We start from the raw sequence: 19742 nt of genomic DNA, 5'->3' as shown, positions 1-19742 counted from the left end.
GAGCAGGATCTCTGCGCGGTGGGCGTCGATGCCCGGGCCGGTGTGGGCCTTGAGCCAGGCCTGCACGCCTTCCTCGTCGGTGGGGAAGCCGCGGCCGCCGCCGATCGGCAGCTCCCCGGTGCCCACCGACCGGCCGTGTCCGAGCAGGGCCAGGACCTCGTCGGCCAGATGCTCGGACAGGGCCCGGAAGGTCGTCCACTTCCCGCCCACCAGGCTCAGCATCCCCTGGCCCGCCCCGCCCGGCAGCGCGGCCTTCTCGATCCGGTAGTCCCGCGAGACGAACCCCGGGGCGGTGTCGTCATGCCGCGGCAGCGGGCGCACCCCGGAGAAGGTGTAGACGATGCTCTCCCGGCCCACCCGGACCGACGGGAAGACGTGGCGGATGAGGTCGAAGAAGTACTCGATCTCCGCATCCGTGCACACCGGCTCGAGGTCCTCCCCGGCGTCGATGTCCGTCGTGCCCACCAGCACCCGGTCCCCGATCGGGTAGATCAGCACGATCCGCCCGTCGCTGTGCTCGAAGAAGATCTCCCGGCCCGCGCACGCCGCGAGGAGCTCCGGATGGTCCAGCACGATGTGCGAGCCCTTCGTCCCGCCCATGAACCGCGTCGGTGCCCCGAGGGCGCCGTTGGTGGCATCGACCCACGCCCCGGTGGTGTTCACCACCACCTCCGCGGCGAAGTCGAACTCCTCCCCGGTCAGCCCATCGCGCAGCCGCACCGCCGCGCCCTCGCCCGCCCCGGTGATGCCCACGGCCGAGACGTAGTTGCTCGCCCGGGCATGCGCACCGGCAGCGAGCCCGTCGCGCAGCACGTCCAGGGTCAGCCGCTCCGGATCGTGCACCGAGGCATCGAAGTACGTCGCGGTGTACTTCACATCCGGGCGCAGGGCCGGCAGCTCCGCCAGGGCCTTCCTCCGGCCCAGGAACCGGTGCCGGGGCACCGACCCGCCCTGACGGGAGAACAGGTCGTACAGGCTCAGGCCGATCTTGATCAGCACCGCCCCGCGCTCGCCCGGCCTGCCCGAGCGGTGGGTCAGGAACCGCAGCGGCGCGTTCAGGATGCCCGAGAACGTGGAGAACACCGGGATCGTGGTCTGCAGCGGCTTCACATAGTGCGGGGCGATCCGCAGCAGCCTGTTCCGCTCGACCACCGACTCGTGCACGAGCCGGAACTCCCCGTTCTCCAGATACCGGATCCCGCCATGGATCATGTGCGAGGACGCCCCCGAAGCACCCTGGCAGTAGTCACCGCGCTCCACCAGCACCACATCCACCCCCTGCAGCGCCAGCTCCCGGAACGTCCCCACCCCATTGATCCCCCCACCGACCACCAGCACCCGCGCACGCGGGCGGTCGCGCAGGGCCTGGACGCCTGGGCGCGGCGCGGCTGCGGTGCCGGGATGGGTGGACGTGCGGTCGGTGGGCGGCTGGGCCACGGAATGCTCCTAGGAGATTGCGGATGCGGGGATCGCTGTGGATGCGGGCGGAAGACCAGAAGGGGATGCAAGGGCGGATGAGGGGGCGGATGAGGAGGAAGTGCGGGGAGACAGCGGGACGAGGCGCCCGACTGCCGCGGCGAGGGTGTGGCGGAGGCTGTCCGCCGTCGCACCCGGCACGGCATCCGCAACGCAGCCCACGCTCTCGGGCGCGAACTCGAGGCCGAGCAGCGAGTAGGCCTCCTCGAGGGCGGCCCGGGCGGCATCGGCCCGCTCCACCATGAGCACGGCGCTGAACAGGTACCCGTGCCTCGTGAGCCGCTGGCCCGTTCCGGCCAGTTTGGCGGTGCCGGCGCGGTTCACGCTGTACTCTCCGGTGCAGTACTCGCCGGGGACCGCGCCGATCCTCGTGTCGACCCCGAGCTCGCGCAGGGAGCCGGCAACGGCTTCTCCGAAGAGCATGAAGCGCTCCCGGATCTGGGACCGGGCATCGGGGTGCGGCGCCCACAGGTGGACGACGAGGTCCCCGGGGCCGTAGACCGCGAGGTGGCCGCCCACAGGACGGATGATGGGCTCGAACCCACGGGCGGCGAGCGCGGCGCGGGCCGCCTCGTACCCGGGCAGGCGGGAGTCCAGCCTGCTGAAGGCGGCCGTCGAAGCTGGGCGGACGATGTTGAGCTCGCCCAGGCCACCGGCCCCGAGCGCGGCGAGCCGCTCGTGGACGAGGTCCATGTCCTCTGCCCCCGGACGCTCCCCGGCCGCCTGGACGAGGCCGACGGGCCCCGAGCCGAACGGCGCCGCGGTTGGCGGCGACGGCACCGGGGCCGACGGCACCGGCGGCGACGGCGTCGGACCGGGTGAGGCAGCCGCCGTCATGGGGTGGAGACCGCGGAGTGCTGGCCCGTCACGCTCCTGACCGCAGCGCGCCACCCGGCGTAGAGCTCCTCGCGCCGGTCCTCGGCCATCGTCGGCTCGAACACGCGGTCCACGCGCCAGCCCCTCGTCAGGGCGTCCTGGTCCCAGAGCCCCACACCCATGCCGGCCAGATGGGCCACCCCGAGCGCCGTGCGCTCGAGTTCGACCGGCCGGCGCACCGGGATGCCGAGGATGTCCGCCTGGAACTGGCACAGCAGGTTGCTGCGCGCGGCGCCGCCGTCCACCTTGAGCTCCGGAACCGGCGTGCCTGCGGCGCAGAGCACGTCGATGTTGTCACGGGTCTGGTAGGCCATCGCCTCGACTCCCGCGCGGACGACGTGGTCCGAGCCGCTCTCGAGCGTCAGCCCGACGATGCTCGCCCGGCTGTCCCGGGACCAGTGCGGTGCGCAGAGCCCTGCGAAGGCCGGCACGATGTAGACGCCGCCGGTGTCCGCGACGCGGCTTGCGACCGTCTCGATCTCGTCCTCCGGCTTGAGGATGCCCATCCGCTCCCGCATCCACTGCAGGGTCTGGCCGCAGTGGAACACCACGCCCTCGGCCTCGTAGGCCGTGGCGCCGGCGACCGTCCAGCCCACGCTGGCCGTGAGCCCGTCCACGAGGACCGGCTGGGGGCCGCTGTTGGCCGTGAGCACGCCGGCCGTGCCGTAGGTGTTCTTCACCGATCCGGGGCCGAAGCACGCCTGGCCGAACATGCCGGCCTGCTGGTCCGCCATGATCGCCGTGATCGGCACGCTCGCCGAGCCCGGGAGGCCGACGTCGGCAGGCCGCATCTCGCCGAAGTGCGAGTCGGAGGCGAGGGCCGGCGGCAGGAGCCGCGAGGGGATGCCGCAGGCCTCGAGGAGCTTCTCGTCCCAGTCGAGTGTTTCGAGGGAGAAGAGGGCCGTGCGGGACGCCTCGCTGTGGTCGGTGAAGTGCGAGCGCCCTCCGGTGAGCTGCCACAGGAGCCACGTGTCCACAGTGCCCGCGGCGAGCTCGCCCCGTTCCGCCCGGGCGCGCACGCCTGGGACGTTCTCGAGGATCCAGAAGAGCTTGGCAGCGCTGAAGAACGAGTCGTTGAAGAGTCCGGTGCGGCTCCGGAACTCGTGGTCGAGCCCGTCGAGGCGCCAGCCGTCCACGATCCCGTCCGTCTGCTTCGACATCCACATGAGCGCGGGGTGGACCGGCTCGCCGGTGCGCCGGTCCCAGATCAGGCAGCTCTCGCGGTGGGTCGTGATACCGATCGCGGCCAGATCGTCGGTTGTGGCGCCGACCTTGGCCATCGCGGCCTCCATGCTGCTGCGCTGGGCCTCCCAGAGCGCCATCGGGTCGAGCTCGACCCAGCGCGGGCGGGGGAACAGCGGCGTGACGGGGTTGCGCGCCTCGGCCACGATCTCGCCGTCAAGGTTCACGAGCACCGCCCGGGCGCTCGTGGAGCCCTCGTCGAGGGCCATCACATAGCGGGCAGTCATCTCACGGAGTCCTTCAGGGATCCCTCCCGGCCGGCGCTCTCCCGTCCGGGCACCGCGAGCCGCGTCAGCCAGTCCGCATAGCCGGCGAGCTCATCACGCTGCCGGTCCCCGTCCCAGCCGAGCCGGGCGCCGAGGACCGCCGCGGCCTCGGCGGCCACCGGGGAGCCGTGGTCCGGCTCGAAGGCCAGCAGCATGCGCCGCGCGAGGACGTCGGTGAGTGTCTGGGCGAACTCATGGCGGACGGCGAAGACCAGCTCCGCCGCGATGGCGCCTGTCCCGGGGTGCAGGACCTGCAGGAGCCCCGGGTCCTCCGCGGCCTCCTGGACCACGTCGAGCGCCCTGGTCCCGTAGAGCGCGAGCAGGCGGTCAGCACTCTGGGCGGACAGGCCAAGCCCGAGCAGGTGCGTGCGCGCGGCAGCCGCGTCACCGCCGGCGCCGGGGAGCGGGAGACTGGCCGTGACGCACGTGGGGGCCTTGCGCCCGAGACGGCGGAAGACGTCGTCGACCGCGTCCTCGGCGAGCTGGCGGTACGTGGTGAGCTTGCCGCCCACCACCGTCACGAGGCCCGGGAGGTCCGGGGCGTGGTCGTGGAGGACGTGGCTGCGCGGGACCTTCCACTCGGCGACGCCGGGCGCGTAGGGCAGGGGCCGGACGCCCGAGTACGTGTACAGGACGTCGTCCGGGGTGAGGTCCGCCTGCGGAATGAGCTCGTTGACCTCGCCGAGCAGGTAGGACATCTCGTCGGCATCGCAGCGCGCGTTGCCGGGATCCTCGTCGAAGCGCAGGTCGGTCGTTCCGATGAGGTAGCGCCCCATCCACGGGATGACGAGGACGAGGCGCCCGTCCTTCTTGGACTCGTAGTAGACGACGTCGTCCGGCGCGCCAGGGAACGGGTCCACGATGAGGTGGCTCCCCTTCGTCCCTCCGTTGAGCCGTGGCTGCTCCGGCGCCCCGCTGCGGAAGATGCGGTCGATCCACGGTCCGGCCACGTTGAGGACCACGGGCGCGTGCACCTCGTGCATGGTGTCGGTCAGGACGTCGCGGTACCGCACGCCGGCGACCCGGCCGTCGGCGAAGACCGGCTCCTCGACCCTGGCCTTGGTGCGGATGACGGCGCCGGCGCCGGCTGCCGCGACGGCCACCTCGGCACAGAGCCGCTCCGCGTACTCGACCTGGCCGTCGGTGAAGACGACGGAACCGCGCAGGCCGTCAGGATCGATCCCCGGGAAGCGCTCGAGCGTGCCCTGGGTGCTGAGGACCTCGTGGCCCTCCGTCTTCTTGTCGAAGGACAGTGCGTCGTAGACGAACATGCCCACCCGGATCAGCCATGCGGGGCGCCGGCTGTGGGAGTACATTGGCATGATGAGGCGCAGGGGCTTCACGAGGTGCGGCGCGAGCCGGAACAGGCGCTCGCGCTCGCGCAGCGATTCCCGCACCAAGGGGAAGTCCCGGTGCTCGAGGTAGCGGAGTCCTCCATGGACCAGGCGGCCCGACCATGCGGAGACGCCGCTGCAGAGGTCGTCCTGTTCCAGCAGCACGACCCGCAGGCCGCGGACCGCCGCGTCGCGCGCGATCCCGAGTCCGTTGATTCCTCCACCCACGACGATGAGGTCGAAGGGGGCGGTCAGCTCCTCCATGTTGCGGGTTCCTTCCTGCTGGAACGTGGCTTAGAATATTTATTTATGGACTGCATGGACATTACGAGTGTGGTGGCCGCACCCCTTCGTGTCAAGGGTCACAGGCTGCCTTGCCCCCGAGGGCCCCTCGGATCCGCCCCCGCTTCCGCCCCCCGTGGCGGCCGATCCCGATCGGAGCACCATGGCCGACATTGACACCCAGAGGCTGATGATCAAGGTCGCCCGCCTCTACCACACGCACGGAGTGCGCCAGACGGACATCGCCAAGCGGCTCCAGATCTCCCAGTCGCGCGTCTCCCGGCTGCTGGCCCAGGCCGAGGAGGCCTCGATCGTCAGGACGATCGTGGCCGTACCGCAGAGCATCCACGCCGAGCTCGAGGAGAAGATCGAGGAACTGTACGGGCTCAGCGAGGTCCACGTCGTCGACACCGTCAGCGAGGACGAGGCGGAGCTCACCAAGGACCTGGCCCACACGATGGCCTCGCTCCTCTACGACCTCGCCTTCGAGGCGCCCACGATCGCCTTCACCTCGTGGAGCAAGACCTTGAGGAAGATGATCGACACCCTCCTGCCGCTGCGGACCCGGGGGCAGTACGTCGTCGAGACGCTGGGCGATCTGGGCCCGCCCGAGGTCCAGCATGAGGGCGCCCGCGCCACGCAGCAGTTCGCCGCCCTCACCGGAGCGCAGCCTGTCTTCCTCCGGATCCCCGGGGTGGTTCCGAGCCAGGAGATCAGGGACCTGCTCCTCCAGCGGGACCCGTACGCCCGGAAGGCGCTCGAGATGCTGGACTCGATCGACCTCGCCCTCGTCGGCATCGGAGCCTGCGAGGTGGACCCGGACCTGCGCTCGGGGGACAACATCTTCACGGACGAGCAGTTCGCCTACGCCCGAGAGCTAGGCGCCGTGGGCGAGGTCTGCCTCCACTTCATCGACGCGGAGGGCCGCCCCATCGAGTCGGAGCTCGACGACCTCGTCGCCGGCGTGACGCTCGAGCAGCTCAAGAAGGCCCGCCACCGCTGGGCAGTGGCAGGAGGCAGGCGCAAGCACGAGGCGATCAGGGCCGCCGCCGCGGGCGGATGGGTCGACACCCTCGTCACGGACGCGGCCACGGCCGAGTTCCTGGCCGCCAATCCCCCCTCGACCGCCAAGGCACCCGCTGCGGCGGCCGGAAAGGCCAAGGCCTGACGCCTCGGGCGACTCCTTGACAACGTGTGATCCGCGTCGCATTATCGTCTGCATATTGATTGCGCACACGCATAATGATTCAAGGAGTCGCCCGTGGCCACCGCTCTCGACAAGTACGCCGACATGAAGCCGACCTGGGACTATCCCGTGGTCATCGAATCGCACATCAACGGCGTGCGCACCAAAGAGATGAATCCCAACACCCCCACCACCTACGAGGAGATCGCGGAGGACGCGATCCGCTGCTGGGAGGCCGGGGCCGGCGCGATCCACGCCCACAACACGAGCTTCGACCTGCTCGGCGAGAACGCCTACAAGGACTACATGCGCACGTGGGAGCGCGTCCTCGAGAAGCACCCCGACATCACCTGGTACCCCACCACCTGCAACAACCTGCGCCTGCTGCCGCACGAGAACGGCCTCGAGCACGTGCCGTACCTGTACGAGGGCGGCAAGGTGCGGATCGGCTGCGTCGACACCGGCCTCACCCTCTTCGCCGTCGAGGAGGATGAGGAGGGCTACCTCTCGGGGCCCGAGTTCGGGTTCAACTACCAGCGCGTGGCGAGCCAGGTCAAGATGTTCCGCGAGCGCGACCTGGCCATGGTGTTCGGCGTCTACGAGCCGGGCCACCTGCGCCACGCCATGCACTACGTCAACCGTGGGCTCTCCACCAAGGGCTCCATGTGGGACTTCTACCTCATTGGCGACTACGGCCTCACGGCGATGGACCCGATCGGCACGAACGGCATGAAGCCCAGCCTCGAGAGCCTCTACTACTACCTCTCGATGATCGAGGAGGCCAAGGTCAAGCACCCCTGGTACATCTCGATCTGGGGACAGGGGGCATTCGACGACACCGCACTCCTGCGCAGGGCGATCGAGCTCGGCGGGCACATCAAGACCGGCCTCGAGCTGTTCTACGACCCGGCCCGCAACCCCACCAACCTCGAGCTCCTCCAGCAGGCCCAGGAGATCGCCCGCGAGGTCGGCCGGCCCATCGCTACCCACGAAGAGGCGCGCGCCCTCTACAACATCGTCTGAGGACGAAACCCCTTGAGCACGCATCACCCCTGAGCACGCATCCCGAAACCATCCACACTCAATGAGGAGGCGCCATGGCTGCGCACAAGGAAGGCGAGGTCACTCCCTTCACCATCTCGATCCCCGACGAGGACCTCGAGGACATGCACGAGCGGCTCCGCCGCACCCGCTTCCCGCAGGACTTCGGCAACGACGACTGGCGCTACGGCTACAACGGCGCCTACCACCGCGAGATGGTGCGCTATTGGCTCGAGGAGTACGACTGGCGTGACGTCGAGCGGCGGATGAACGAGCTGCCGCACTTCAAGGTCGACCTCATGGGCGTCCCCCTGCACTTCATCCACGTCAAGGGCAAGGGGCCCAACCCGATGCCGCTCCTGCTCCACCACGGCTGGCCCTGGACCTTCTGGGACGTCCGCAAGGTGATCGGGCCGCTGACCGACCCCGCGAGCTACGGCGGTGACCCGGCCGATGCCTTCGACGTCGTCCTCATCTCGCTCCCCGGCTACGGGTTCTCCTCTCCCCTGACCGAGACCGGCTGGAACTGGTGGCGTACGGCGGACCTCGAGAACACCCTCATGAAGAAGGTGCTCGGCTACGAGAAGTACGCCGTGGCGGGCGGGGACTGGGGCGCGCTCGTGACCCAGCAGCACGGCCACAAGTACGAGCACGACGTCTACGGGATCTACACCCACTTCCCGGCGCAGATGAGCCACTACCTCTTCGAGCACCCGGACGCCCCTCCGGGGGTGGAGTACGACCCGGTCCTCGGCCTTCCGGCAGCTAGCGAGTACGACCCCGTGGAGGAGAAGGGCTGGTTCGAGCGCGGCAAGCTCTTCGTCGAGAACGAGAGCGGGTACGGCGAGATCCAGCTCACCAAACCGCAGACGCTGGCCGCACTGGTCACCGACTCGCCGGCCGGACAGCTGGCCTGGATCACCGAGAAGCGCTACTTCTGGGGCCTCGAGGAACGCGGGGTAGGAACCGAGGCCTTCGAGCGCGTGTGGCCCAAGGAGGACCTCGTGACCACCGCGGCCGTCTACTTCCTCACAGGCACCGGCGGCACGTCGTCACGCTACTACTGGGAGTGCCGCGGGAACCCATGGAAGCCTTCGCACGACCGGTTCCCGGTGGTGGGGGCACCCACGGCCGTGAGCATCTACCCGGGCGAGATCTACAAGCCGCCTCGGACCTGGACCGAGAAGTACTTCAACCTGCAGCAGTACCGTGTGCACAAGGACGGCGGCCATTTCGCGCCCCTGGAGGTGCCCGACGTCTACGTCGACGACGTCCAGACCTTCTTCCGCGCGTTCCGCTGACCCGTCCGACCGGGTCTATCTGCTGTCCCATCTGAGGGGAAGCCTGCGTCTGCAGGCTTCCCCTCAGCCGTGTCCGCACCGTGATCCGCGCAACCCTTGACAGCCTCGCGTGACGTACAGCACACTCAAACGACATGGTAATGCAGTAGCTGAATATATATGCCGCACTGCAGCCGACAGCCTTTCCCCCCACGGGTCGTCATTCACAAAGGAGTCTTCGATGTCCCCATTCCGTTCGGTACGCCGGCGGCTGGCAGCCGCAGGGCTCGCCGCGGCGCTCATGGCCATGACGGCCTGCTCGTCCACGGCGACTACGGCGCAGCAGCCCATCGACAAGAAGGACATCGTCCTCGTCGCCTCGGTGATCAACACCACCAACCCCTACATGGCGTCGATGATCGAGGGTGCGAAGGCGCTCTCGAAGAAGCTCGACGTCCCGCTCGAGATCGTGGACTCCGAGGGGAGCTCCCAGACGGAGATCTCCAAGATCCAGGCCATCCTGGCCCAGGGCAAGAAGGTCGCCCTCATGGTCAACACGGTCGCGAGCTCGGATGCCCCGCCCATCGTCAACGCCGTGAAGGCCGCCGGCGGCTACGTGACCGTCTGGTGGAACAAGCCGGACAACTTCGAGCCCTGGGACCAGGGCGACAACTTCGTGGCCTTCCAGAAGCACTCCGGCGTCGAGAGCGGCCAGTGCACGGCGAAGGCCCTCGCGGACAGCATCGGCGGCAAGGGCAACATCGTGGCCCTCGCGGGCGTGCTCGACAGCACCACGAGCCAGACCCGCGTGGCCGGCCTCAAGGACGCGCTCAAGGCGTACCCGGACGTGAACCTGCTCGACACCCGCCCCGCCAACTGGGACCCGCAGCTCGGCCTCAAGGAGACCCAGAACCTCCTCGCCAAGTACGGGGACAAGATCGACGGCATCTGGGCCGCTGACGACGGCATGATCATCGGCGCCGTCCAGGCCGTGAAGGACGCGGGCCGGATCAACGACGTCAAGTTCGCCTCCGACGGCCTCTACCCGCCGGTCATCGACATGATGAAGTCGAAGATGGGCGGCGGCGCGATCGCCGGCGAGACGTTCCACCGCGGCTTCATGGCCGCCGCGATCGGCCTCTACACCTCGTACCTGGCCGCCACCGGCGAGATCAAGCCCTCCGAGCTGCCCAAGGAGAAGCGCAACAGCCTCTTCAAGCTGAGCTGCGTCACCCCGGACAACCTCGCCGACCACACGAAGTACGACGGCGACATCGACGGGTGGATGGACACCCTCATCGAGAAGGGCCCGTGGGACACCGAGCCGGTCCCGCTGGTCTCGGGCGGCCCGGAGAAGCTGCCCTGACGGATCGGCAGGCAGGCGGCTCCGGGCACAGCGCACGCAGGCTCGGGGCCGCCCCCCTCCGCAGCAACCACGACAGGTGAGAGCAATGACAGACAAGGACACCGGGGCGGGCCTCCTCGAAGCCCCCGCCCCATCACAGCCACCGCACCGGACCCGCCGACGGTTCGACGCCAAGAACCTGGGCGAAGTGCTTGCCCTGGTCGGACTGATCGCCGTCTTCGCGGCCCTGAACCCCACGACGTTCCTGACGCCGGAGAACGTGCGGACCATCCTGGACCACTCGTCCATCCCGCTGATCGTCGGCGTCGGCGCCACCCTGGTCATCCTGACCGGCTCGATCGACCTCTCGGTCGAGGGCGTCATGGGCGCGGCAGGGATGACCTTCGTGCTCATGACGGCCAACAGCCGCGGAAGCACGGACTTCGGCCCGTGGGCGATCGTGGCCGGAATCGCGGTCGGCGTGGCCCTCGGCCTCATGAGCGGTCTCATCCACACTCGCCTGAGAGTGCCCTCGTTCATCGTCACCCTCGGCGTCTGGTTCGTCGGCCTCGGCATCGCGACCGTGCTCTTCGGCGACAGGGCCATCCCCTTCCTGCCCGACGGCGGCATCAAGGGCTGGCCCTCGACCCTCACCTTCGGCCTCCCCAACTCCTTCCTCCTCGCCGCGGTCTTCATCCTTGCGGGGATCTTCGTGACGCGCTTCACCCGACTGGGACGCTTCGCCTACGCGATCGGGGACAGCGAGGAGATCTCGCAGGGCAACGGCATCCCCGTCCAGCGCTACAAGGTCTACGTGTTCGTGGTCGCGGGCGCCTGCAGCGGGGCGGCGGGTGTTCTCGCGAGCCTCGAGCTCGGCGCCGGATCTGCCACCGTGGGCGTGGGCACCCTCTTCGTGACGATCGCCGCGGTCGTGATCGGCGGGACGTCGCTCGGCGGCGGCAAGGGCGGGATCCTGCGCACTGCGATCGGTGTGCTCATGCTCACCGTCCTGAACAACGGGCTCATCCTCAGCGGTGTCAGCCCGAACATCCAGACCGCGGTCTCCGGAACCGTCCTGATCGTGGCCGTCCTCGTGGCCTCCTGGCCGCACCGCAGCAGACTGAGGATCGTGAAATGAGCAACGCCTCCCTCGCGCCCCGCACCGGCGTCGAAACACCAGCCCTGAGGCTGGCCAACGTCTCGAAGTCGTTCGGCTCCACGCACGCCGTCAAGAACGTCTCCCTGGAGATCCCCCGCCACGAGGTGGTCGGGCTCATCGGTGAGAACGGCGCCGGCAAGTCCACCCTCCTGAAGATCCTCACGGGCCTCTACCAGCCCGACTCCGGCGTCATCGAGGCCGCTGGCCGCCCGGTGAGGTTCCGGAAGCCGCAGGACGCGGTCGCGGCGGGCATCGGCGTCGTGCACCAGGAGCAGTCGCTGCTGTCCAACCTCTCAGTCGCCGAGAACATCGCCATGAACGCCCTCTCGTCCAAGGACGCCGCGACCCGCGGCGGGTTCTACCGCTGGAAGCGGCTCAACGCCGAGGCCGCCGAGATCCTCGCGCGCGTGGGGTCCACGATCGACCCTCGCACCAAGGTGGGCGACCTCTCGTTCGTCGACCGCCAGATGGTCGAGATCGCCCGGGCGCTCCGGGTCGACGAGGCCGTCCACGCGGCCCCGCTCGTGATCCTCGACGAGCCGACCTCGGTGCTCGAGCGCAACGAGACCGCGATCCTCGAGCGGGAGATCCGCTCCCTGCGCGAGATCGGCTCCGTCCTCTTCGTCTCCCACCGCCTCGACGAGGTGCTCAGGATCTGCGACCGCGTCGTCGTCATGCGCCACGGCGAGGTCGTGGCGGATGTGCGCCGCGAGGAGGTCACCGAAGACGACCTCTTCCGTCTCATGATCGGCCAGGAGTCCCGCGCACGCGTCCGCCGTGCCGGCAGCGCGGCGGGCGAGACGCCCGCCGTCGAGGTCCGCGGCCTGGGGCACAGGGGCCACTTCAAGGACGTCTCCTTCTCCGTCTCGGCCGGCCGCTCGCTCGCGATCGTGGGCGCCATGGGCTCGGGCCGCGAGTCCGTCTGCCGCGCCCTCTTCGGGGCCGAGCCGTTCGACTCCGGCACCCTCGAGGTCGCCGGCCGCCCCGTCCAGGGGTGGTCGATGCGCAAGGCGGTCCGCAAGGGCCTCGCCTACATCCCCTCGGAGCGGAAGGTCGAGGGCATGGTCGGTGGCCTCAGCGCGGCCGAGAACCTCACGCTCGTGCACCCCCGGGAGGCGGCCCGTGGCCCGTTCCTGCGGCGCAGGGCACGTGTGAAGGCCGCGGAGGAGTGGTTCGAGCGCCTCGACGTGCGCCCCCGAGACCCGCACCTGCCCCTCGGGCGCTTCTCCGGCGGCAACCAGCAGAAGGTCGTCATGGCCAAGTGGCTGCGCGCCGAGGAGCTCAGCGTCATCATCCTCGACCATCCCCTCCGCGGCCTGGACCCCGGCGCGTCCCAGACGGTCAACGACCAGATCCGGGCCGCGCAGGAGGGCGGCGCCGCCGTGATCCTGCTGCCCGACACGCTCGAGGAGGCCCTCGAGATGGCAGACGAGATCCTCGTCATGCGCGACGGCGAGATCACCGCTCGCTTCGACCTCTCCGTCGTTGCCCCGACCTCACTCGACCTGCTCGAAAAGATGGTGTGATCCATGTCCAAGAAGGCACTCCTCGAGCAGCCGGCCTCGCTGCCCGCTGCCGAGGCACCGAAGAACAAGCCCGGCCTCCGGCGGCCGCGCAACCTCTGGTACACCGCGGGCCCGTTCGCCGTGTTCCTGGCCCTGTTCGTCCTCGTGGCGGTCCTCCGGCCGGCGTTCCTCACCGGCGGCGGCCTCGCGATCCTGACAGTGCAGGCAGCCCCGATCCTCCTCGTCGCGCTCGGCCAGGCCATGGTGCTCCACGTCGGCTCGATCGACCTGTCCAACGCGGCGATCGTGATCTTCGCGGCCATCATCCTCGCACAGACCCTCGGGCCCCTCGGCCCTGCGGCACCGGTCGTGACGATCGCGCTCGTGACGCTCATCGGCGCGGCCAACGGCTTCCTCGTCGCCTTCGGCCAGATCCCCTCGTTCGCGCTCACGCTCGGCACGCTGGGCATCCTCCAGGCCGCGTCGCTCGTGGTGAGCAATGCGACCACCGTGTACGCGACCGCGAACACCCAGCTCCTCGCCCCCCTCTTCGGCACGGCACTCGCCGGGCTGCCCATGGCGTTCTGGGTCGGCGTGGTCCTCGCGGCGTCACTCTGGGCCATGCTCCGGTTCACGAAGGCAGGCGAGGGGATGACCGCCGTCGGCCTCAACGAGACGGGCGCCCTCTTCTCGGGCCTCCAGACCCGGTGGCTCAAGGTCGTCGCCTTCGCCCTCTCGGGCCTCCTCGCCGGCGTCGCCGGGATCCTCGTGATCGCGCAGGCCGGGGCCGCCTCGTCCTTCGGCCTCGGAAGCGACCTCCTGCTGCCCGGCATTGCAGCCGCGATCGTGGGCGGTACCGCCATCACGGGCGGCACCACCAACCCGATCAACATCGTCTTCGGCGCCCTCACGGTCGCCCTCGTCCCTATCGGCGCCGCCGCCGTGGGCGTCACGCCCCAGGCGCAGAGCCTCGTCTACGGACTCGTCATCATCGCCGCCGTGGCATTGACAATGAGCCGCAGCAGGGGCGAAGTGGTCAAGTAGCCGCACCTTCCCTCCCCGTCTGACCCACCGGGTCACAGCACGAAAAGAGAAACCCCATGTCCGTTCTGAAGTCCCTCCAGCCGCAGGAGGTCCTCTCCTTCTTCGAGACCCTCGCCGGCATCCCACGGGGGTCCTGCAACGAGAAGGAAGTCGCCGACTGGGTTGTCAGCTTCGCCCAGGACCGCGGCCTCGAGGCCACGCAGGACGACCTGCACTGCGTCCTCGTGAAGAAGCCCGGCCAGCTGGGCCTCGAGGACGCGCCGCCGCTCATCCTCCACGGTCACCTCGACATGGTCTGCGAGAAGGACGACGGCGTGGTGCACGACTTCGAGCGCGACCCGATCAAGCTCCTCGTCGAGGGTGACTTCATCACCGCGGACGGCACCTCGCTCGGCGCGGACAACGGGATCGGTGTCTCCTATATCCTCGCGCTGCTCGACTCGAAGGACATCCCGCACCCGCCACTCGAAGCGGTCTTGACCGCCATGGAGGAGAAGGGCAAGGTCGGCGCGGCCGGCTTCGACACCTCCCGGCTCACGGGCAAGCGGATGATCGACTTCAACTGGATCACCGACAAGGAGATCCTGGCCGGCTGCAGCGGCGACATCACGCTCACCGTGGACATCCCCGCCGAATGGGAGGATGTCCCTGCCACACACACCGCGGCCCGGCAGCTGAAGATCCGCGGCCTCTCCGGCGGCCACTGCGAGTTCGACATCCACCTCGAGCGCGCCAACGCCGTCCTCCTCCTGGCCCGCGCACTCAACACCCTCGGCTCCACCGCGGACGTGCGCGTGGCAAACCCGCACGGCGGGGCGCAGAACAACGCGATCCCGGCCGACGCCGAGGCCACCCTCGTCTTCCGCCCGGAGGATGTCGACGCCGCGGCCGCCACCGTCTCGGAGCTCGAAGAGACCCTGCGCGCCGAGTACCGGCTCTCCGACCCGAACCTCCGGGTCGAGTTCGTCGACGCCGGGCTGCCCGCACGCGTCTTCTCGACTAAGGCGGCAGCGCGCCTCTCGCGGCTCACCTCCCTCATCCCCAATGGCGTGCTGAGCTGGAGCCTCACCGTCCCGGGCATCGTGGAGAGCTCGAACAATCTGGGGACCATCCGCACCACCGACGAGGGCGCCCGCCTGATGTCCACCATCACGGCCGCCGTGACGTCCCGCAAGCACGAGATCTTCGACCGCATCCGCTCCCTTGCCGCCCTCGCGGGCGGGGACATCAGCGTCGAGGCCTACGGGCTCGACGCGCCGGAGTTCCCCTACCGCCCCGAGTCCGAGCTGCTCGCGACCGCCCGCGCCGCCTACCAGGACGTCATGGGGACAGAGGCCGAGGTCCACGTCTCGCAGTGCAGTCTCGAGCTCGGCATGTTCAGCAACAAGCTCCCCGGCCTGGACATCATCTCCATCGGCACGGAGCTCCATGACCTCCACTCCCCGAAGGAGTCGGTCAACCACACCTCCGTGGCGAGGGTCTGGCCGCTCGTCAAGGAGGTCGTCAGCCGCCTGCGCTGACCCCCCCCACAGCCGCAGGCACCGCTCCCCTGCTGGTGGCCCGGGAAACCGGCCGCCGGCAGGGGAGCTTCTCTTTGTGGCACCCGATGACCAGGCCGCGAAGGGCTACCGCCTCCACACCATCACCACAAGAGAAAGGGCCTGGGCCCGGTCCGAAGACCGGGCCCAGGCCCTTGGTTCTGTCGCGGCATGCCGCCATTCGCCGCTAGACGGCCTCGAGGAACTCCTTGACGCTCGCAAGGAAGCGCGCGCCCGTCGCCCCGTCCACCGCGCGGTGGTCGCACGTGAGGGTCAGCCGTGCCCGCGGACGCCAGGTGCCGCCGTCGGCCGCCGTCCCCGCTTCCCCACCGGAGCCGGGATCCGCGCGGACGTACTCCTCGCGCGTCGCGCCGACGGCGAGGATCGCCACCTGGGGGACGTTGAGGATCGCGTCGAAGCCGTCGATGCCCATCATGCCGAGGTTGGAGACGGTGAAAGTCCCCTCGGTGACGTCGGCCATCGAGAGCGCGCCCTCGCGGGCTCGCTGCGCGAGGTCCTTGCGGGCCGCCGCGAGGCCGGGGATGTCCAGGCCCGCGGCGTCCTTGATCACCGGGACCATGAGCCCGGCGGGAGTGTCCACGGCGAGGCCGAGGTTGACCTGCCCGAACGTGGTCACCGCCTCGTCGCCGTAGTGCGCGTTGATGGCCGGGTGCAGCGCGAGCGCCTGCGCACAGGCCGCGAGGATGCCGTCCGTCACGGTCGCTCCGGGAAACGTTCCCTTCACCGCCAGAGCGGCGCCCATGTCCACGTCGGTCGAGAGGTGGAACACGGGCGCCTGCCACGCGGAGACCATCCGGCGCGCGGCCGTGCGGCGGATCCCCTTGAGGGGAGTCGTCACGGCATCCTCGCGCTCCACTGCGGTCACTGGCCCACCCGGGAAGCCAGGGAGGCCTTGCCGGCGCAGCCGTACAGCTCCATCTTCTCGATGGTCGCCTTGATCATCCGTTCCCGGCCCTCCGCCATGGCGTCCTCGAGCTGGCGGTCGCCCTGCGACCACACGGCCTCGATGCCGGAGCGGAATGCGAGCCGCAGGTCTGTGTCCGCGTTGAACTTGTGTACCCCCGCGGCCATCGCGGCACGGATCTCTGCGTCCGGGACGCCGGAGGCCCCGTGCAGCACGAGGGGGATGCCCACCGCGGCCTCGATCTCCTTGACGCGCTGGATGTCCAGCGGCTGGGCCGTGGTCATCGGCACGCCATGGACGATCCCCACGGAGATGGCAAGGAAGTCGACGCCGGTCTCGGCCACGAAGCGCTCCGCCTCGGCCACGTTCGTGTAGTAGGAGGACCAGTCCACCTGCTGGTCGGCGTCCGGGATCTTGCCGAGCTCGGCCTCCACGGGGATGCCGAACGAGTGCGCCACCTCGACGACCTTGCGGGTCGTGCGGATGTTCTCCTCGAAGGGCAGGTGCGCGCCGTCGTACATGATCGACGTGAAGCCGAGCTTAATCGCCTCGAAGACCTCGTCCCATGGACCGTGGTCGAGGTGGATGACGTACTCCGCCTCGGACTCCTCGGCAATGCGCTTCGTCATCTCATAGGCCTTCTTCAGGCCCATGTGCGGGACGATGGCGCGCCCCACCTGGAGGAAGACCGGCGACTGGGCGCGCTCGGCGGCGCGCACCAGTGCCTCGGTGGTCTCCTCGTTGTGCATGTTGAATGCGCCGACGGCGTAGCCGCCCTCGACCGCATCCTGGACAATCCGACGCGGATCAACCTGTGGCATGGCCCTCTCCCTTCGCCCTCTGGTCTCTCAGGCGGTCTCGATGTAGGCCAGCACGGTGCGGACCTCGACCGTTGTGCCTTCGGGGACGACGATCTCGGACAGGACGCCGGTGGCGGGGGACTCGAGGGTCTCCTCGACCTTCTCTGCCTCGACCTCGGCCAAGGGCTCGTCCTCGGTGACGGCGTCCCCGACGTTCTTGAGCCAGGTGGCCAGGGTGCCCTCGCTCATGCCCATGCCCCACTGGGGCAGCAGGACCTCGACTCGTGCCATGGTTTCTCTCCTTGGATTGGTGTTCTGGGTGTTCTGGGTGTTTGGGTGGGTCAGACGCGCGGGGCCGGGGAGGCGAGCTCGCCGGTGAGGCTTCCCGCCATGAGGCCGGTGACCCTGCGGATGGCGTCCTCGATCTTGGCCCGGTTCGGGTAGAGCTGCTTCTCCAGGGCCGGGCTGAACGGAATCTGCGTGTCCGGGGTGGTCACGCGCACGATCGGGGCCTTGAGCGACTCGAAGGCCTCCTCGGCGACGATGGCCGAGATCTCCGCGGCGGCCGAGCAGGTGCGGTGGGCAGGGTCGGCGACCACGAGCCGGCCGGTGCGCTGGACGGAGCGGATGACGGCCTCGGAGTCGAACGGCACGAGGGTGCGCGGGTCGATGACCTCCACTGAGACGCCCTCGCCGGCCAGGGCCTCGGCCGCGGCCAGGGCCTCCGGGACGGCAGAGGAGATCGCCACGACGGTCACGTCGTCGCCGGACCTCGCCACATTGGCCTGGCCGAACGGGATCCGGTACTCCTCCTCGGGGACCTCGCCCTTGCTGCCCCACAGCGTGCAGGCCTCGAAGGTCAGGACCGGGTCATCGGTGTCGACGGCGGTGCGGAGCAGGCCCTTGGCGTCGTACGGGTTGGACGGGACGATGATCTTCAGCCCCGGAACGTTCATGAACATCGGGTACGGCCGGTCCGAGTGGTGCGCGCCGGTGTTGAGCCCGTAGAACATGGCCGAGCGGAAGACCACCGGGATGGACGCCTGCCCGCCGAACATGTACCGGTTCTTGGCGGCCTGGTTCACGAACTGGTCCATTGCCATGTACAGGAAGCTCGAGTACGAGAGGTCCACGATGGGGCGCAGCCCCGTCATCGCCGCACCGATCGCGGCGCCGACGATGACCTCCTCGGAGATCGGGGTGTTGCGGATGCGGTTGGCCCCGAACATCTCCAGGAAGTCGCCCTTGTCCTTGCGCGACTTGCCGGCACCGGTGGTGCCGTACACGTTGGCCTCGACGTCCTCGCCGATGATGACGACCCGCTCGTCGGCCTCCATGGCCTCGCGCTGGGCGGCGCCGATCGCGCCGAGATAGCTCATGACAGTCATGCGATCGCTCCGATCGGCTCGGTGTAGAGGTCTTTGAAGGCGACACTCGGGTCGGGGTACGGGCTCTCGTCGGTGAAGCGCACGGCCTCGTCGACCTCGGCCATGACCTCGGCCTCGAGTGCGTCCAGCTCCTCCGCGGTGGCGATGCCCTCGCGCTCGAGGTACTGGCGGAACAGGACGATCGGGTCGCGCTCGACCCACGCGGCCTTCTCCTCGGCGTCGCGGTAGTCCGTGCCCAGGCGCAGGCCCTCGGAGTGCTCGTTGAAGCGGTACGTGACCACCTCCACCAGGGACGGGCCGTCGCCGCGGCGGGCACGCTCCACAGCCTCCGTCACGGCCTCGAACACCGCGAGGACGTCCTGGCCGTCCTCGACCCGCACGCCCGGCATCCCGAATCCGGCCGCGCGCTCGGCGATCACCCCGGAGGTGACCGTGTGGGCCGGGGTCGAGAGCGCGTACTGGTTGTTCTCGCACAGGAACACCACCGGCAGGTCCCACACTCCGGAGATGTTCATCGCCTCGTAGAGGCAGCCCTGGTTCGCCGCGCCGTCGCCGAAGAACGCCAGGGAGACCTTGCCGTTGCCCAGGACCTTGCTCGACAGCGCCGCACCGGTCGCGATCGGGATCGAGGAGCCCACGATCCCGGACTCGCCCAGGCTGCCCACCGCGAAGTCCGCCAGGTGCAGCGAGCCGCCCTTGCCCTGGCACACCCCCGTGGCCTTGCCCACAAGCTCGGCCATGAGCGGGCCCAGCGGCGAGCCCTTCCCGATGGGGTGGCCGTGGCTGCGGTGGTTGCCGGACATGTAGTCCCCGTCGCCCAGCGCCATGCACGCCCCCACGACCTGCGCCTCCTGGCCGATGCTCGTGTGCACCGTGCCCGGGATCTGGCCGCGCTTGACCATCCGCGATGCCCGCTCGTCGAAGCGCCGGATCCGCAGCATGCGGCGCTGCATCTCCAGCAGTGTCTGCGATGAAAGATCCATCATGCCTCTTCTCTGACTGAGTGCCTGAGTAAATATTCAGGTCCTGAATTCAAATTCTATCGGTGGGTGCAG

Annotated in this window: 17 protein-coding genes; 8 read left to right on the top strand and 9 right to left on the bottom strand. The window is 69.5% G+C overall.

All coding sequences use genetic code 11. The features are described from left to right. The 4 genes from ABCQ75_RS14005 to glpD all read right to left on the bottom strand — a co-directional run. Positions 1 to 1437: glycerol-3-phosphate dehydrogenase/oxidase (locus ABCQ75_RS14005; protein ID WP_427916109.1), on the bottom strand; the 1437-nt coding region annotated here is incomplete at its 3' end. Positions 1438 to 1446: 9 nt separating this feature from the next. Beyond that, positions 1447 to 2256, bottom strand: a complete 810-nt coding sequence (locus ABCQ75_RS14000; protein WP_345886118.1) for a lipoyl protein ligase domain-containing protein — start codon at positions 2254 to 2256, stop codon at positions 1447 to 1449. Between the two features lie 53 nt (positions 2257 to 2309). After that, positions 2310 to 3821 carry an FGGY family carbohydrate kinase gene (locus tag ABCQ75_RS13995; protein WP_345886117.1) on the bottom strand — a complete coding sequence of 504 codons (1512 nt, stop codon included), beginning with the start codon at positions 3819 to 3821 and terminating at the stop codon, positions 2310 to 2312. Continuing rightward, positions 3818 to 5458, bottom strand: a complete 1641-nt coding sequence (gene glpD, locus ABCQ75_RS13990; protein ID WP_345886116.1) for a glycerol-3-phosphate dehydrogenase — start codon at positions 5456 to 5458, stop codon at positions 3818 to 3820. The genes ABCQ75_RS13995 and glpD overlap by 4 nt, the downstream gene beginning before the upstream one ends. 181 nt (positions 5459 to 5639) lie before the next feature. On the opposite strand from glpD, the gene ABCQ75_RS13985 reads away from it, so the two are divergent. The 8 genes from ABCQ75_RS13985 to pepD all read left to right on the top strand — a co-directional run bounded on the left by ABCQ75_RS13985 (position 5640) and on the right by pepD (position 15556). Beyond that, complete coding sequence (locus tag ABCQ75_RS13985) at positions 5640 to 6644, top strand: sugar-binding transcriptional regulator (protein WP_345886114.1); 1005 nt, start codon at positions 5640 to 5642, stop codon at positions 6642 to 6644. Positions 6645 to 6737: 93 nt separating this feature from the next. Further along, positions 6738 to 7685 carry a beta-keto acid cleavage family enzyme gene (locus ABCQ75_RS13980; RefSeq protein ID WP_345886112.1) on the top strand — a complete coding sequence of 316 codons (948 nt, stop codon included), beginning with the start codon at positions 6738 to 6740 and terminating at the stop codon, positions 7683 to 7685. A gap of 74 nt (positions 7686 to 7759) precedes the next feature. Then, positions 7760 to 9004 carry an epoxide hydrolase family protein gene (locus ABCQ75_RS13975; protein ID WP_345886111.1) on the top strand — a complete coding sequence of 415 codons (1245 nt, stop codon included), beginning with the start codon at positions 7760 to 7762 and terminating at the stop codon, positions 9002 to 9004. Positions 9005 to 9224: 220 nt separating this feature from the next. Continuing rightward, positions 9225 to 10349, top strand: a complete 1125-nt coding sequence (locus ABCQ75_RS13970; RefSeq protein ID WP_345886110.1) for a sugar ABC transporter substrate-binding protein — start codon at positions 9225 to 9227, stop codon at positions 10347 to 10349. Between the two features lie 85 nt (positions 10350 to 10434). Then, positions 10435 to 11466: an ABC transporter permease gene (locus ABCQ75_RS13965; RefSeq protein WP_345886109.1), complete on the top strand. Its 1032-nt coding sequence runs from the start codon at positions 10435 to 10437 to the stop codon at positions 11464 to 11466. Beyond that, positions 11463 to 13013 carry a sugar ABC transporter ATP-binding protein gene (locus ABCQ75_RS13960; RefSeq protein WP_345886107.1) on the top strand — a complete coding sequence of 517 codons (1551 nt, stop codon included), beginning with the start codon at positions 11463 to 11465 and terminating at the stop codon, positions 13011 to 13013. The genes ABCQ75_RS13965 and ABCQ75_RS13960 overlap by 4 nt, the downstream gene beginning before the upstream one ends. A gap of 3 nt (positions 13014 to 13016) precedes the next feature. After that, a complete protein-coding gene (locus tag ABCQ75_RS13955; protein ID WP_345886106.1) occupies positions 13017 to 14036 on the top strand; it encodes an ABC transporter permease in 1020 nt (339 codons plus the stop codon). Positions 14037 to 14092: 56 nt separating this feature from the next. Next, the gene (gene pepD / locus ABCQ75_RS13950) at positions 14093 to 15556 is read left to right on the top strand and encodes a beta-Ala-His dipeptidase (RefSeq protein WP_345886105.1); all 1464 of its coding nucleotides are present in this window, start codon (positions 14093 to 14095) and stop codon (positions 15554 to 15556) included. A 205-nt stretch (positions 15557 to 15761) separates the two neighbouring features. Here pepD and ABCQ75_RS13945 read toward each other — a convergent pair whose 3' ends face one another. From ABCQ75_RS13945 to ABCQ75_RS13925, 5 genes are read right to left on the bottom strand one after another with little or no spacing between them, the layout of a single operon-like run. Beyond that, positions 15762 to 16433, bottom strand: coding sequence for a 2-oxo acid dehydrogenase subunit E2 (locus ABCQ75_RS13945; RefSeq protein WP_345886104.1), 672 nt, complete (start codon positions 16431 to 16433; stop codon positions 15762 to 15764). Positions 16434 to 16456: 23 nt separating this feature from the next. Next, positions 16457 to 17320 (bottom strand): class II fructose-bisphosphate aldolase, encoded by an 864-nt coding sequence (locus ABCQ75_RS13940; RefSeq protein WP_345886103.1) that lies wholly within the window; start codon positions 17318 to 17320, stop codon positions 16457 to 16459. Positions 17321 to 17347: 27 nt separating this feature from the next. Next, on the bottom strand, positions 17348 to 17590 hold the full coding sequence (locus ABCQ75_RS13935) for a lipoyl domain-containing protein (protein WP_345886102.1): 243 nt from the start codon (positions 17588 to 17590) through the stop codon (positions 17348 to 17350). A gap of 50 nt (positions 17591 to 17640) precedes the next feature. Beyond that, positions 17641 to 18687 carry an alpha-ketoacid dehydrogenase subunit beta gene (locus ABCQ75_RS13930; RefSeq protein ID WP_345886101.1) on the bottom strand — a complete coding sequence of 349 codons (1047 nt, stop codon included), beginning with the start codon at positions 18685 to 18687 and terminating at the stop codon, positions 17641 to 17643. Then, complete coding sequence (locus ABCQ75_RS13925) at positions 18684 to 19673, bottom strand: thiamine pyrophosphate-dependent dehydrogenase E1 component subunit alpha (RefSeq protein WP_345886100.1); 990 nt, start codon at positions 19671 to 19673, stop codon at positions 18684 to 18686. The genes ABCQ75_RS13930 and ABCQ75_RS13925 overlap by 4 nt, the downstream gene beginning before the upstream one ends. Between the last annotated feature and the right edge of the window lie 69 nt (positions 19674 to 19742).

The organism is Sinomonas halotolerans, from assembly GCF_039615075.1.
Taxonomy (GTDB): Bacteria; Actinomycetota; Actinomycetes; order Actinomycetales; family Micrococcaceae; genus Sinomonas; species Sinomonas halotolerans.
The sequence above is the reverse complement of the archived record's forward strand: the minus strand, read 5'-3'. Positions and strand labels throughout refer to the sequence as shown.

What these genes read in the sequence shown, in the direction of transcription:
- ABCQ75_RS13995 (WP_345886117.1), bottom strand. Translation starts at nt 3,821, where the DNA reads ATGACTGCCCGCTATGTGATGGCCCTCGACGAGGGCTCCACGAGCGCC.
- glpD (WP_345886116.1), bottom strand. Translation starts at nt 5,458, where the DNA reads ATGGAGGAGCTGACCGCCCCCTTCGACCTCATCGTCGTGGGTGGAGGA.
- ABCQ75_RS13985 (WP_345886114.1), top strand. Translation starts at nt 5,640, where the DNA reads ATGGCCGACATTGACACCCAGAGGCTGATGATCAAGGTCGCCCGCCTC.
- ABCQ75_RS13975 (WP_345886111.1), top strand. Translation starts at nt 7,760, where the DNA reads ATGGCTGCGCACAAGGAAGGCGAGGTCACTCCCTTCACCATCTCGATC.
- ABCQ75_RS13970 (WP_345886110.1), top strand. Translation starts at nt 9,225, where the DNA reads ATGTCCCCATTCCGTTCGGTACGCCGGCGGCTGGCAGCCGCAGGGCTC.
- ABCQ75_RS13965 (WP_345886109.1), top strand. Translation starts at nt 10,435, where the DNA reads ATGACAGACAAGGACACCGGGGCGGGCCTCCTCGAAGCCCCCGCCCCA.
- ABCQ75_RS13960 (WP_345886107.1), top strand. Translation starts at nt 11,463, where the DNA reads ATGAGCAACGCCTCCCTCGCGCCCCGCACCGGCGTCGAAACACCAGCC.
- ABCQ75_RS13955 (WP_345886106.1), top strand. Translation starts at nt 13,017, where the DNA reads ATGTCCAAGAAGGCACTCCTCGAGCAGCCGGCCTCGCTGCCCGCTGCC.
- pepD (WP_345886105.1), top strand. Translation starts at nt 14,093, where the DNA reads ATGTCCGTTCTGAAGTCCCTCCAGCCGCAGGAGGTCCTCTCCTTCTTC.
- ABCQ75_RS13940 (WP_345886103.1), bottom strand. Translation starts at nt 17,320, where the DNA reads ATGCCACAGGTTGATCCGCGTCGGATTGTCCAGGATGCGGTCGAGGGC.
- ABCQ75_RS13935 (WP_345886102.1), bottom strand. Translation starts at nt 17,590, where the DNA reads ATGGCACGAGTCGAGGTCCTGCTGCCCCAGTGGGGCATGGGCATGAGC.
- ABCQ75_RS13930 (WP_345886101.1), bottom strand. Translation starts at nt 18,687, where the DNA reads ATGACTGTCATGAGCTATCTCGGCGCGATCGGCGCCGCCCAGCGCGAG.
- ABCQ75_RS13925 (WP_345886100.1), bottom strand. Translation starts at nt 19,673, where the DNA reads ATGATGGATCTTTCATCGCAGACACTGCTGGAGATGCAGCGCCGCATG.